The organism is Rhodococcus sp. AD45-ID, assembly GCF_003023755.1.
GTDB classification, from domain to species: domain Bacteria; phylum Actinomycetota; class Actinomycetes; order Mycobacteriales; family Mycobacteriaceae; genus Rhodococcus_F; species Rhodococcus_F globerula.
On the sequence record NZ_PYHL01000001.1, the window covers coordinates 571,545 to 584,778 of the forward strand.

Here is a 13,234-nt window from a genome sequence, read left to right on the forward strand (position 1 = left end):
CTCCGTGTGCCTAGAAGCTATGCGTCCAGCGTACAGTCGCCCGCCGCGGCGGAAATGCATGTCTGGATGCGTTCACCCTCGACATGCTGCTTTCCCGAGCGTAGGTCGATTGCATGACCGGAAACGAGAGGTACAACACAAGTCTGGCAAATGCCCATTCGGCAACCGAAAGGCATCAGAGCGCCGGACTGTTCCCCGGCTTCGAGAAGTGTTGTCGCACCGTCCACCGTGACGGTCTTTCCCGACTTCTCGAACGTGACGGTGCCGCCGTCTGCGGACGCATCGATCCTCGACACCGCAAACCGCTCCATGTGCAGGCGGTCTTCGATCCCCTCGGCCTTCCACACGTCGTCGATCTCGTCGAGCAACGGCAGGGGTCCACAGGCCCAGGTGTGACGCTCACGCCAATCCGGGCACACCTGATCGAGTGAACTGAGCTTGAACTTTCCGTCGCGGCGCGTCAGCTGAATGTGGCTGACAAAATCCTCGTGCTCGGCATGTAGTGCCGTCAGTTCGTCCGCGAACATGACATCGGATTCCGTGGGAGCGGAGTGCACGTGCATGACGTCGGGCAACTGCCCTCGACGATTCATCGTGCGCAGCATGCCCATGACAGGCGTGATTCCGCTGCCGGCGGTGATGAACAGGACCTTCTCCGGCGGCGGGTCCGGCAACGCGAAGTTACCGGCCGGCGTGGCCAGACGGACGATCGTGCCGGACGGAACAGCTCCGCTGACCAGGTGGCTCGAAAGGAAACCCTCGGGCATCGCCTTCACCGCGATGGAGATCTTCTTGTTCTCCCAGTTGGGCGGCGACGTCAACGAGTACGACCGCCAATGCCATCGCCCGTCGATGTGCAAGCCGATACCGATGTACTGCCCCGGCTGGTAATTGAAGTCGAAACCCCAACCCGGCTTGATCACGATCGTCGCGGAATCCTGAGTTTCCGGTCGAACCTCGACGATCCGGCCGCGCAGTTCGCGCGCCGACCACAACGGATTTGCCAGATGAAGGTAGTCGTCAGGCAAGAGAGGTGTGGTCAATCGCGCTGCGGCACCGCGCAGCAAATTGAGCTTCGACCGCGCTGCCGGAACTACCGACGCTGCCGGTGCCTCGATCCAGTCCTTCAGACCCATCAGACCTCCACCTCTCACCTGCAATGCTCACCCGCACTACCTATGCCTACGCTATCGTAGGTTATCAGGTTACGGTACCGTAGGTTACTTCATAGTAAGGACAGCGGGTGTCCGATTTCAGAGCAGGTCGAGCAGGAACGGCAACTCTTGCGCCGCGTACCACGCCAACTCGTGATCTTCCGCGTCACCGAGGGTGAACTCGGCATCCGTGTCGCCGAGATCGGCAGCATCGACAATCGCCGCCGCCCGCTCGATATCGGGTTCGGCTTGCGCAAGATCAACATGAACGGACGCGACCTGCGCCATCGTGACCGGGCCGGCCAAGCGGACTACCGCGTCATCGAGATCCGGACGCAACTTCGCGTCGTCAACATCCGCGGCAACCACCGCACGCCGGAACGTCACCGGTCCGTCAGCGCCGGCAATCAAGCGCAACGACGCCCGCGCCGCCTCACTCATCGCGACTTCCGCCAACTCGTCGTCGTCCCCGGCCGCATAGGCCTCACGCAGTGCCGGAGTGACGGCAAACGCAGTCCGGCTCATCGCGTCGAACTCCTGATCGGCAACCAAACGCTGCAGAATTTCCACAGTTGCCGGTACGTACACCCTCATGAGACCACCTTCGTTGGACTGTCACGACGCGCGAGAAACACCTACCGACTGGCGTCGGTCAACTCCTCGAGAGACTCGAAGAGCAACGAACGCACCACGTCGACGTCCGACATCGCGTCACGGTCGGCATTCAAACCGTAGTAGACATTCCCGTCATACGACGTCAAGGCAATACTGAGTGTCTGATTCTTCAGCAATGGCGAGACCGGATACATCTCCTCCATCCGCGCGCCACCGATGTACAGCGGAAACTGCGGACCCGGCGCGTTGGTGATCATGAGGTTGAACATGCGCTGTGAAAGACTGCTGGCCGCGCGCGCACTCATCGCATGGAGTGTGGCGGGCGCGAACCCGGACATCTTCACCATGGTCTGAGCGGTCACCCGACGGCCCTGACGCGCGAAAGCTTCCGTTGCATGCGCGACGTGCGACAACCGGACGACAGCATTGGGCTCCCCCACCGGCAGGTCGATCAGGAACGACGACACGTGGCCGGGTGCCTGCGGGTCTTCGACGTCCGGGTTGTCCGGCCCGTCGATGTACACGGACATCGGCACCAGCGCGCGGACAACGCTCGCCTCGGTAACGGGCTCCCCCCGCGACAACAGCCAGTTCCGCAATGCCCCGGCGACCACCGTGAGGATCACGTCGTTGATCTCGCACCCGTACTTCGCCCGAATCCGTCGGTAGTCGTCGAGCGGAGTCTTGGCGACGGATAATCGTCGACTGCGCGTGATCGGCGCGTTGAGTGGATTGTTAGGGGCGACCTGCGCGGCCGTACGCACCACTGCGGCAATCTTGCCGACAGCACTGACCGCCTCCGTCATCGACGTCGTCACGTCGCCCAACGCGGCCCTCGCGCGAGCCACCCCTTCACCCGGACTCGTCACCAGATCAGCGAGCGCACCGATGAGCAGATTCAGATCACTGGGCGGTGGGGCAGGCATCCACAACTCTTCTGCGCCAGGCTGACGCTTCTCCTGCGGATCGAACAAGACCTGACTGATCTCGAGCGCGGTTTCACCGTCGACCAAAGCGGAATGCGATTTTGTGAAGATGGCAAACCTGTCGTCCGCCAGCCCCTCGACGAGGTACATCTCCCACAGCGGCCGGGTGTTGTCCAGCGGCCGGGAAATGAGGCGCGCGATCAGATCGTTCAACTGTTCGGCCGATCCCGGTTTCGGAAGGGCCGACCTACGCACGTGGTACGTGATGTCGAAATCTCGATCGTCGACCCACACCGGACGTGCCAGACCCAGAACAACTTCCCGGACCTTCTGCCGGTACCGCGGCACCAGACTGAGTCGCTCTTCGACAAGCCGCAGCAATTCGTTGTGATCGATCCCGGTACCCGGCTGCCGGAAGATCCCCAACGAACCGACGTGCATCGGAGTGCTACCGGCTTCGAGGAAGTAGAAGGCTGCGTCCTGAGTCGTCAATCTGTTCACCATGATTGATCACCCGCCGACATGTCTCCAAGACTCGGCGCACCGTCCACATCGAGCAGGATCGACAACTCCTCGATCGTGTCGGCCGCGTCGTAGTGATGGACACCCACCATTCCGACGTCGACGGCGCCTCGAACATTCACCTCGAGGTCGTCGACAAACACGCAGTCCGCCGGACGCAGACCCAACCGTGTTGCGGCCAGAAGGTAGATATCGGCATCCGGCTTTGCCATGCCGACGTCACCGGAGAGCACGACGTCGTCCACCAACACCCCGTCGCCGAGGTCACGGAGCCACTGGGCGTCCGCTCCGCCCGGGTCGTTGCTCACGATTCCCGTCGCGATGCCCGCGCTACGAGCCCGCCGAACCACCGCGCTGAGACCGTCCAGGTCGGACCCCGGACCGAACAGCACGCCACCCACATCCAACAGAAGTCCCCGCACCAGAATTACATTAGGGTGCGGCCGTGATCTCTGCGACATCTGTAGGGGTTCGTGTCATACTTCTCACCATCGTTCGGGGGAGCGATGCAAAAAATATCCGGGGGATACATCATGACCATCGACCAACTCCACACACCACAACGCTTTCTCCAACCCGCGCCGCAGTGCGAACCGCCTGCCGATTCCCTGATGATCAGGCGACCGTCTGCCCGAACCGAACGAGTGCTGGGCACCGCACGCAGAACACCACACAGTGGAACATCCGGGCACAGTGGAACATCAGGGCACAGTGGAACATCGGGGCAATCCAGCCTCACTGCCGAGCCCGTCGCACCCGGTGCCGATGTCTTCTGGAACACGTCTCTGCGCCTTGTCCTCGAAGTCCTCGACCAACGACGAAGTCCCGCACACCTCAAATCAGTACTGTCTCCAACGGTGATGGAACTTGTTCAGCGCCTTTCCATTTCGCATGATCCGACGCGCGGACTCGGCGCCGCTCGAACCCACCGCACACACGTGAACACCGCCTCGCCCCACGCCGCCGAAGTGTGCGCGACCTTTCGACGCGGCCCACGAACCTTTGCGATTGCCGCCAGGATCGAGAACACCGACAACAAAGGCTGGATGGTCACCTCACTACACGTGGTGTGAGCATCCAGCCTTTGTCGGGCGGAAAGGTCAGCGCCTGAGAATCAGCGCTTGCGCTTGGACTTGGGTGCGCGGTTGCCCTTTGCCTGCGTGCGAGCGGCTTCACGACGCTCACGACGCGACGCAGTGTCCCCCGCGTCGACAGCCGGATCGCGTGTGGCCTTTGCCTTCCCGTCCTCGTCCGGGCCGGTGTACGTCAGCCTGGACGGGCCGTCGTCGTCAAGTCCCTTGGCGCGCAAGGCCGATGGAGCTGCCGTACCCGTGGAACCTGCCGCCGCTTGCTGCGTCGGCAGCGGCTTCGGTGCGGTCGCGGACGCCGCGGCAGCGGAACCGGCCGTGACCGAGATACCCGAAGAAGGTTGCGCAGGAGTGGCTTCGACCTGAAGGTTGAAGAGGAATCCGACGGACTCCTCCTTCAAGCCGTCGAGCATGCCGATGAACATGTCGTAGCCCTCGCGCTGGTACTCGACCAACGGGTCACGCTGCGCCATCGCGCGCAGGCCGATACCTTCCTTGAGGTAGTCCATCTCGTAGAGGTGTTCACGCCACTTGCGGTCGAGCACGGACAGGAATACCCGGCGCTCGAGTTCGCGCATTCCGTTCTCGCCGGCAATCGCGTCGATTTCGGCTTCACGCTTCTTGTACGCGGCATGTGCGTCGTCGAGCAGGGCGGTGCGCAGTTCCTCACGGGTGAGGTCGCTGGTGATCCCACCGTCCTCGCCCACGAGAGCCTTGTAGTCGATACCCACCGGGTAGAGGGTCTTGAGTGCCGTCCACAGCTGCTCGAGATCCCAGTCCTCGACATATCCTTCAGCAGTCGCGCCGTCGACGTACGCGGTGACCACGTCGGTGATCATCTGCTCGACCTGGCCCTCCATATCCTCACCTTCGAGGATCTGGCGGCGTTCCTTGTAGATCACGGTGCGCTGCTGATTCATGACCTCGTCGTACTTGAGGACGTTCTTGCGAATCTCGAAGTTCTGCTGCTCGACCTGAGTCTGCGCGCTCTTGATGGCCTTGGAGACCATCTTGGCTTCGATCGGAACGTCGTCCGGAAGATTGAGGCGCGTCATGATCGACTCGAGTGCGGAACCGTTGAATCGGCGCATGAGCTCGTCACCGAGCGAGAGGTAGAACCTGGATTCTCCCGGGTCGCCCTGGCGTCCGGAACGGCCGCGAAGCTGGTTGTCGATACGACGCGATTCATGGCGTTCGGTGCCAAGCACGTACAGGCCACCGGCATCGCGAACCTTCTCGGCGTCGGCCTTGACATCTTCCTTGACGCGGTTCAGGACGTCGTCCCACGCGGCTTCGTACTCTTCCGGCGTGGTGACCGGGTCGAGGCCGTTCTTGCGCAGTGCGATGTCGGCGATGATGTCCGGGTTACCGCCCAGCACCACGTCGGTACCACGACCAGCCATGTTGGTGGCAACAGTCACCGCACCGGAACGACCGGCCTCGGCGATGATCGTCGCTTCCTTTTCGTGGAACTTGGCGTTGAGGACGTTGTGCGCCACTCCGCGCTTGGTGAACTGCTTGGACAGGTACTCCGAGCGTTCGACGCTGGTGGTACCGATCAGAACCGGCTGACCGTTCTCGTGACGCTCGACGACGTCGTCGACCACTGCGTCGAACTTGGCTTCCTCGGTCTTGTAGATGAGGTCGCCGTTGTCGACACGGATCATAGGGCGGTTGGTCGGGATCGGAATAACACCGAGGGTGTACGTCTGGTGCAGCTCCGCGGCCTCGGTCTCGGCGGTACCCGTCATGCCGGACAATTTTTCGTACAGACGGAAGTAGTTCTGCAGGGTGATCGTGGCGAGGGTCTGGTTCTCAGCCTTGATCTCGACCTTTTCCTTGGCCTCGATTGCCTGGTGCATGCCCTCGTTGTATCGACGGCCGACCAGCACGCGGCCGGTGAACTCGTCGACGATGATGACTTCACCGTCGCGGACGATGTAGTCCTTGTCCTTGGTGTAGAGCTCTTTGGCCTTGATGGCGTTGTTCAAGTAGCTCACCAGCGGCGAGTTCGCGGCCTCGTACAGGTTGTCGATGCCGAGCTGATCCTCGACGAGTTCGACGCCGGCCTCGTGGACACCGATGGTGCGCTTGCGGATGTCCACCTCGTAGTGGACGTCCTTCTTCAGGAGCGGCGCGATACGTGCGAACTCGCTGTACCACTTGCTGGAGCCGTCGGCCGGACCCGAGATGATCAGCGGCGTGCGGGCCTCGTCGATCAGGATGGAGTCGACCTCGTCCACGATGGCAAACGCATGTCCACGCTGGACCAGATCGTCCAGCGAGTGCGTCATGTTGTCACGCAGGTAGTCGAACCCGAACTCGTTGTTGGTGCCGTACGTGATGTCGGCTGCATACGCGACTCGACGCTCGGCCGGCGTCATACCCGAGAGGATCACGCTGGTTTCGAGTCCGAGCGAGCGGTGAACACGGCCCATCCACTCGGAGTCGCGCTTGGCGAGGTAGTCGTTGACCGTGACGACGTGAACACCGTCACCCGCGATGGCATTGAGATAGGCCGGCAACACACAGGTCAGGGTCTTGCCCTCACCGGTCTTCATCTCCGCGACATTGCCGAAGTGGAGTGCCGCGCCACCCATGATCTGCACGTGGAAGTGCTTCTGGTCGATGACTCGCCACGACGCTTCACGCGCGACGGAAAAGGCCTCGGGCAGCAACTCGTCCAGCGTCTCACCAGCGGCGTAACGCTCGCGGAACTCGTCGGTCTTGGCCTTGAGTTGATCGTCTGTCAGGCCTTCTACCTCGGGCGACAGTGATTCGACATGCTCAGCAATGTGCTTGAGGCGCTTGACCATGCGACCTTCACCAACACGGAGCAGCTTCGATAGCGACAGCGACGGCACAGTCTTGTTCGTCCTCAATCTTCGGCAACAAATGGGTGACACAGTAAAAATCCGGCCGGGGTCCGAAAACTCCGGCCGGATTCCATGGTAGGCGCTAACTCGAGGTTGCGAGGCAACCCACCTACAGATCGGTCACGTCAGGCGGATCAGGCCGTAGTCGAATGCGTGCCGACGGTAGACGACGGACGGCTTGTCGGACTCCTTGTCATGGAAGAGGAAGAAGTCGTGACCGACCAGTTCCATCTCGTAGAGAGCGTCGTCGATGTTCATCGGCTCGGCTGGGTGATCCTTGGTGCGGACCACGCGGCCCGGGCCGTCGTATTCGTCCGGTTCTTGACCGTTCAGCGAAGTATCGGGCGTGGCACCGAGTGAGTCTGCGTCGACTAGCGAGGCGGTTGCCTCGGCGACGGACAGCGGTCGCTTGTCACCGTAATGGACCTTCTTGCGGTCCTTGGTTCGACGGAGGCGGCTCTCGAGTTTGTCGATCACCGATTCGAATGCGGCATAGAAGCTGTCTGCGGCGGCTTCTGCTCGCGCTACCGGTCCTTTGCCGCGGGCCGTGATCTCGACTCGCTGGCAGTTCTTGGACTGACGTCGATTACGTTCGTGCTGAAGTTCCACGTCGAAGTGGAATATGGAGGGGTCGAAGTGTTCCAGTCGCGCCAGCTTGTCCGAAACATAAACTCGGAAGTGATCGGGTATCTCGACATTGCGTCCCTTGACGACGATGTCGGACTTCGGAACGGTGGTTTGCGTGGAACGCTCGGTCGTGGCGTCCTCGATGAAAAACGAGGCTTGCGAAGGGGTCGTCACTCGTACCTCCCAATTACGGCCCCGCTCAGTGTTTGAGCGGCGGCAAGTTCTTCAAGTACCGAGAGGGGATCCGCCCGGCATCAGGATTGAAGTACCACCTCCCACCTGTTTTCGGGTGTGCCGCCGACGCTAGTACGTAATCCGCGCGAGTGCCACTGTTAGCCCGAAATTCATTTACACACCGGCAACAACGAGCACGAGAGTTGTCCGGATTCCGATCCTCGCGAGCACCCGAATCGATTCTGCCGCAGTCGCTCCCGTCGTCAGCACGTCATCGAGGAGCACTACGTCGACGTCTCGATCCACCAATCCGGCCCCCGCGCGTGTCACGACGATTTTCTCGGCAACGTTGGTGGCCCGAGCAGCGGCAGACAACCCGACGGAATCGCGGACGCCACGCGTCATGGCCAATGCCGAATGAACTTCGGCACGGCGCGGCGGCAAGACCTCACAGGCCGCATGAGCAATGCGGCGGACCGGATCCCCGCCGCGCGAACGAGCGGCGCGCGAACGGGACGGGGCCGGGATCAGGACCAAAGTCCGACGCGTCGGATGGTGGAGCTCACCCCACCGCGCCAGATGCGTCAACGCTTCGGCCACAGCGACTCCCAAAGGCGCCGCGAGGTCGCGTCGGCCGCGCTCCTTGATCTCGATCACACTGCGCCGTCTCGCGCCACTGTATGGACCGAGCGCCCACGCCGGCGCGCCGGGATCGACTCGAGGTGTGAGCCGGATCGGATGATCGCGAAGCATGGCGACGCAGTCCTCGCACCATTGCACACCGATCCGTCCGCATCCCCCACACTCACGCGGCAACACCAGATCGAGCGCTGCCCCACCGATACTGCTCCATGTCCGAAAACCGCCGACCCCCATGCCTGTCAGTGTGCATCCGCCCACCGACAGCAACCCCCGTGCACCACCGGGAAACTCAGCCGGGCAGTACCGGAATCGCCCTCTGCCCCGTCAATCCAGGCACCTCACGCCACAACCTGTCGCCCGCGGGATCGTTGTTGTTCAACTGGAAAACTGCTCGGGCATCGGCAACGTACTCGGTGGTGGGCGACGCGTCGACGGACACCACCGGCGCCGTGAGATTGCCCCGGGGCAACGAGTCCATTCGAGAACCGTCGATCGCGACCTGCACAACGGGTACATCGGAGTTGTTGCGTGCGATCACAATGGTGTCGCTGTTGCTCCAGTCGAGTGAGAGCGCTGTGCTGCCCAATCCCGGAGCCACAGCCCGCGGACTGGTCAACGCGAAAACGCCGCTGGGCAGGCGGACCACGGTCGCCAGGTACACCTTGCCGTCGATGATCATCGCCGCTCGAACTCCGTCGCGGGACAGGCGCAGCTCGGTAATGTTCGATCCCAGTGGGATCAAAGCGCCCACGTCCACGTTCATGACCGACGTCCGACCGGTAGTGGGCTCGCGAACCACGCGCACCACGGTGTTGCCGTTCACCGCCGCCCAGATCGTGTTGTTGTCGATTTCCCACGTCGGCCTGGTGATCACCGGGGCGTCGAGGACCGGGGCTGCACCTTCGGTGTATGGACCGAGTGTCAGCGAAAATCGTTTTGCAGGATCAGGATTCGCGGTATCCGCCACTGCGGCGACGGTCTTGCCGTCGCGAGAGAGCGCAACAGACGCAAGATTGCCTGCAGTTCCGGCAAATCCGGGCACGGGTGTGACCGCTTGTTCACCGACACTGACCAGTGAACCGTCGCGTAGGGCGTGCAACCCGACAGTCGCACCGGTCGTCGCCAGCGGATTCGTGGAGGCGACGTCGGCCGTTGTCCAGCCTTCCGGATGCGCTGCGTCCAAAGGCGCCCCGTCCACCAGCAAAACGTAGGGTCCGGCGATGTCGGCGCCGGCCAATGTCCAGATGATCTGGGCGGCAAACAAAGCGCGAGTTTCGGGGTCCATCGACTGACCGATCCGGAAATCGATGCGGATGCCCCCGAGACCGACTCCCACCTGACCGGATCGACCGTCGGCCTTCGTGATGGGCCCGATCACCGCGACGCCTGCGCCCAGTTCGTTGCGGACCGCCGACGCGAGCGCCTGCTTGGGCCCCTCGATCAGCAGGCCGACCAACTGCGATGTCATCTGGTCCTGGGAACCCGATATCCACCGCAGATCCGGAACCATGGTCTGTCCGCTGGGATCCGGAAAGTACAACGACTTCCGTTGGTACGCACCGAGGAACGCCGCGCGCTCCATGATCACACCCGAAGGAAGATCGCTGATCCGCCACTCGCCGTCGACCAGAGTCAGCGTCATCTTGGCTTCGTAACTGCCGTCCTCGGGAACGTAGATTCCCCCGGCTTCGAGACGCCCGACCTTGTTGACTCGAATCGTGGAGATCGCTTCCTGATCGGTCCGCGACTCCGAGAGCGTGTCGACCTTGTCGACGATGATGGCGCTTGCTGCGTCGTCCCATTTTGCGGACATCTCGGGAGTCAGGTACTGCCGTGCCGCGAGGTGCCGGTTCGCGGGTTCGGTGCTCGCTTTCACGAAGTCCCGCACCAACAAATCGGGCTCACGCCCCGAGGCCGGCGGAGCAACGGGAGTCCCCGGCGCCACAGTGGCAAGCGTCCCGATCGCCTGCGGCGACGACGAGGCAGGCAAGCTCGCGCACGCACCGGTCAACAGCAGCGCGCTCAAGCTCAGCGCCAAGAGACCACGGCGGTATCGCTGCATCACGAACGCTCACCCCCTTGCGAGCCGGTTCGTGATTCGGTCTCGTGCGGCGTCGGAATCGACGACGTGACCTCACCGACCTCTTCGGCGACGATGTCCGCATTGGAGGGTGTGCGCACGAACTTGGCCGTCGTCGGCTTCAGCGGTAGCGGGCTGGACACCAGCTTCTTGCCGCGCACTCGCGGCAACGTCAGACGGAAGCACGCGCCGACACCGGGCTCACCCCAGGCTTCGAGTTTGCCGTCGTGCAGATTGGCGTCCTCGACGCTGATCGCCAAGCCGAGACCTGTGCCGCCGCTACGACGGACCCTCGACGGATCGGATCGCCAGAAGCGGTTGAACACAAGTTTCTCCTCGCCGGGACGCAGCCCGACACCACTGTCACGAACGATGAAGGCCAGAGCGTCGTCGTCGGCTCGCAAGCGCAGCAGGATGGGTTTTCCTTCTCCGTGATCGATGGCGTTGGCGAGTAGGTTCCGCAGGACCCGTTCGACTCGCCGCGGATCGACGTCGGCGATCACCGGATCGTCTGGCATGTCGACTATCAATTCGGTGCCGGATTCACGGGCGAGGTGGCGGACGGTGGACACCGCGGCCCGCGCACACATCCGGACGTCGAGTTGCTCGGACGCAAGTTCCGCAACGCCGGCGTCGTGCCGGGAAATCTCGAGCAGATCGGCCAGCAGACCTTCGAACCGGTCGAGTTCGGCAACAAGCAGTTCCGACGAGCGGCGGAGTATCGGATCGAGGCTCTCGCTGCCGTCGTGGATGAGGTCCGCGGCCATCCGCACTGTGGTGAGCGGGGTGCGCAGTTCGTGGCTGACATCCGATGTGAAGCGTTTCTGCAGATTGCCGAACTCCTCGAGCTGGGTGATCTGCTTCGACAGGCTCTCCGCCATTTCGTTGAAAGACATTGCGAGACGAGCCATGTCGTCCTCACCGCGAACCGGCATACGTTCCTTGAGTCGGCCGTCGGCGAAGCGCACCGCGATCCTCGACGCCGATCGGATCGGCAGCACTACCTGCCGCGCGACGAGCAGAGAAATCGCTGCCAACAGGACCAGTAGGACAGCGCCACCGATCAACAGGGTGCTGCGGACCAGCGACAGGCTGCGATCCTCACTGGCAAGTGGGAACACGAGATACAACTCGAGGCCGGAGATCGACGACGCCGTGGGACTGCCGATGATCAAGGCCGGGCCGGAATACCCTTCGGGATCCGAGACCGTTGCGAACTGGTAGGCGATCTGTCCGTTGTGAACGAACTCACGCAAGTTGTCGGGGATCTGATCAGCCGGCCCGGCAAACACCGGATCTCGGGGCCCGTCCTGCTCGACGATCAGCGCGGGATCGAAGGTGCCCGCAGAACCCGATGCTTGACCGCCCGCCTGATTGCGGCTCGTCAAACTTGACGCCGCACTCTCGAGTTGGTCTTTGAGGGCTGCACTGCCGTCGACGCCGGCCAACTGATCTTCGACGACGCCTCGGGCGCGATCCATCTCCTCCGTGGCGGCGGTGATCTTCGCTTCGAGCAGTCGGTCGGTGATCTGGCTCGTGAGCACAACACCGAGGATCACGATCACAATCAGCGACAACGACAACGTGGAGACGACAACCCGCAATTGCAGCGATCGTCGCCACGTGTGGGCGAGGGTGTTACTCAGTGAGTGGCACCACCGGAGAAAAGGCGTCAGCCACCGATTGAGGCGGCGACGCCAACGGGAAACGCCACCGGTCACGGCGGTCCGGCCTTGTAGCCGACACCCCTCACCGTCAAAACCACTTCGGGATTCTCGGGATCGGTTTCGACCTTGGCGCGCAGACGCTGGACGTGGACGTTGACCAGGCGGGTGTCAGCGGCGTGACGGTAACCCCACACCTGTTCGAGGAGCACCTCACGGGTGAACACCTGCCTGGGCTTGCGCGCAAGAGCGACGAGGAGATCGAATTCGAGGGGTGTGAGCGAAATCTGCTCGCCGCCGCGGCTGACCTTGTGCGCCGGCACGTCGATCACGATGTCGGCAATACTCAGCAGTTCCGCCGGTTCTTCCTCGGTCCGACGCAGGCGAGCGCGAACCCGGGCGACGAGTTCCTTGGGCTTGAACGGCTTCATGATGTAGTCGTCCGCGCCGGACTCGAGGCCGAGGACAACGTCCACGGTGTCGGTCTTCGCGGTCAACATCACGATGGGAACGCCGGAATCCGCACGCAGGACCCGACATACGTCGATGCCGTTCATGCCGGGCAGCATCAGATCGAGCAAGACAAGGTCGGGCCGAGTCTCGCGCACCGCAGCAAGTGCAAGAGTTCCGTCGCCTACCACGTAGGGATCAAAACCCTCACCCCGCAGCACGATCGTGAGCATCTCGGCGAGTGCCGTGTCGTCGTCGACAACCAGAATCCTTGGTTTCATATCCCTATCGTTGCATCTTCGAGTCGTAATTAAGACCGTTACGTGACTGTGCGGCGTGCCGCGTGTTCCCTCTACTGTGCCGGAAACTTCCGAATCGGGTGGCTATCGTGACGCATCACCCGAAATCGACCAGTT

11 protein-coding genes are annotated in these 13,234 nt (G+C 62.5%); 1 reads left to right on the forward strand and 10 read right to left on the reverse strand.

All coding sequences use genetic code 11. The features are described from left to right. Positions 1-17: 17 nt before the first annotated feature. From C7T36_RS02620 to C7T36_RS02635, 4 genes are all read right to left on the reverse strand, one after another. Positions 18-1,136 carry a ferredoxin reductase gene (locus tag C7T36_RS02620; protein WP_033231186.1) on the reverse strand — a complete coding sequence of 373 codons (1,119 nt, stop codon included), beginning with the start codon at positions 1,134-1,136 and terminating at the stop codon, positions 18-20. Positions 1,137-1,253: 117 nt separating this feature from the next. Next, on the reverse strand, positions 1,254-1,748 hold the full coding sequence (locus C7T36_RS02625; RefSeq protein ID WP_033231187.1) for a DUF6912 family protein: 495 nt from the start codon (positions 1,746-1,748) through the stop codon (positions 1,254-1,256). A 41-nt stretch (positions 1,749-1,789) separates the two neighbouring features. Further along, the gene (locus C7T36_RS02630) at positions 1,790-3,199 is read right to left on the reverse strand and encodes a wax ester/triacylglycerol synthase family O-acyltransferase (protein ID WP_045070556.1); all 1,410 of its coding nucleotides are present in this window, start codon (positions 3,197-3,199) and stop codon (positions 1,790-1,792) included. Then, complete coding sequence (locus C7T36_RS02635; RefSeq protein WP_045070558.1) at positions 3,193-3,639, reverse strand: HAD-IA family hydrolase; 447 nt, start codon at positions 3,637-3,639, stop codon at positions 3,193-3,195. Before C7T36_RS02635 ends, C7T36_RS02630 begins: the two co-directional genes overlap by 7 nt. Positions 3,640-3,750: 111 nt before the next feature. Here C7T36_RS02635 and C7T36_RS02640 point away from each other — a divergent pair, with 111 nt between their 5' ends. Beyond that, complete coding sequence (locus C7T36_RS02640; RefSeq protein WP_045070560.1) at positions 3,751-4,290, forward strand: Rv3235 family protein; 540 nt, start codon at positions 3,751-3,753, stop codon at positions 4,288-4,290. Between the two features lie 41 nt (positions 4,291-4,331). On the opposite strand, the gene secA is transcribed toward C7T36_RS02640, so the two are convergent. The 6 genes from secA to mtrA all read right to left on the reverse strand — a co-directional run bounded on the left by secA (position 4,332) and on the right by mtrA (position 13,099). Next, a complete protein-coding gene (gene secA, locus C7T36_RS02645) occupies positions 4,332-7,169 on the reverse strand; it encodes a preprotein translocase subunit SecA (protein WP_045070563.1) in 2,838 nt (945 codons plus the stop codon). Positions 7,170-7,301: 132 nt separating this feature from the next. After that, the gene (gene hpf, locus C7T36_RS02650) at positions 7,302-7,982 is read right to left on the reverse strand and encodes a ribosome hibernation-promoting factor, HPF/YfiA family (RefSeq protein ID WP_045070565.1); all 681 of its coding nucleotides are present in this window, start codon (positions 7,980-7,982) and stop codon (positions 7,302-7,304) included. A 174-nt stretch (positions 7,983-8,156) separates the two neighbouring features. After that, positions 8,157-8,858: a ComF family protein gene (locus C7T36_RS02655; protein WP_045070568.1), complete on the reverse strand. Its 702-nt coding sequence runs from the start codon at positions 8,856-8,858 to the stop codon at positions 8,157-8,159. Positions 8,859-8,913: 55 nt separating this feature from the next. Continuing rightward, positions 8,914-10,686 (reverse strand): MtrAB system accessory lipoprotein LpqB, encoded by a 1,773-nt coding sequence (gene lpqB, locus C7T36_RS02660; protein ID WP_045070570.1) that lies wholly within the window; start codon positions 10,684-10,686, stop codon positions 8,914-8,916. After that, entirely contained in the window at positions 10,686-12,425 is a 1,740-nt protein-coding gene (mtrB, locus tag C7T36_RS02665) for an MtrAB system histidine kinase MtrB (protein ID WP_179300734.1), read from the reverse strand. Before mtrB ends, lpqB begins: the two co-directional genes overlap by 1 nt. Beyond that, positions 12,422-13,099: an MtrAB system response regulator MtrA gene (gene mtrA / locus C7T36_RS02670; RefSeq protein WP_033231194.1), complete on the reverse strand. Its 678-nt coding sequence runs from the start codon at positions 13,097-13,099 to the stop codon at positions 12,422-12,424. The genes mtrB and mtrA overlap by 4 nt, the downstream gene beginning before the upstream one ends. Positions 13,100-13,234 lie beyond the last annotated feature (135 nt).

What these genes read in the sequence shown, in the direction of transcription:
- C7T36_RS02620 (WP_033231186.1), bottom strand. Translation starts at nt 1,136, where the DNA reads ATGGGTCTGAAGGACTGGATCGAGGCACCGGCAGCGTCGGTAGTTCCG.
- C7T36_RS02625 (WP_033231187.1), bottom strand. Translation starts at nt 1,748, where the DNA reads ATGAGGGTGTACGTACCGGCAACTGTGGAAATTCTGCAGCGTTTGGTT.
- C7T36_RS02630 (WP_045070556.1), bottom strand. Translation starts at nt 3,199, where the DNA reads ATGGTGAACAGATTGACGACTCAGGACGCAGCCTTCTACTTCCTCGAA.
- C7T36_RS02640 (WP_045070560.1), top strand. Translation starts at nt 3,751, where the DNA reads ATGACCATCGACCAACTCCACACACCACAACGCTTTCTCCAACCCGCG.
- C7T36_RS02655 (WP_045070568.1), bottom strand. Translation starts at nt 8,858, where the DNA reads ATGGGGGTCGGCGGTTTTCGGACATGGAGCAGTATCGGTGGGGCAGCG.
- lpqB (WP_045070570.1), bottom strand. Translation starts at nt 10,686, where the DNA reads ATGCAGCGATACCGCCGTGGTCTCTTGGCGCTGAGCTTGAGCGCGCTG.
- mtrA (WP_033231194.1), bottom strand. Translation starts at nt 13,099, where the DNA reads ATGAAACCAAGGATTCTGGTTGTCGACGACGACACGGCACTCGCCGAG.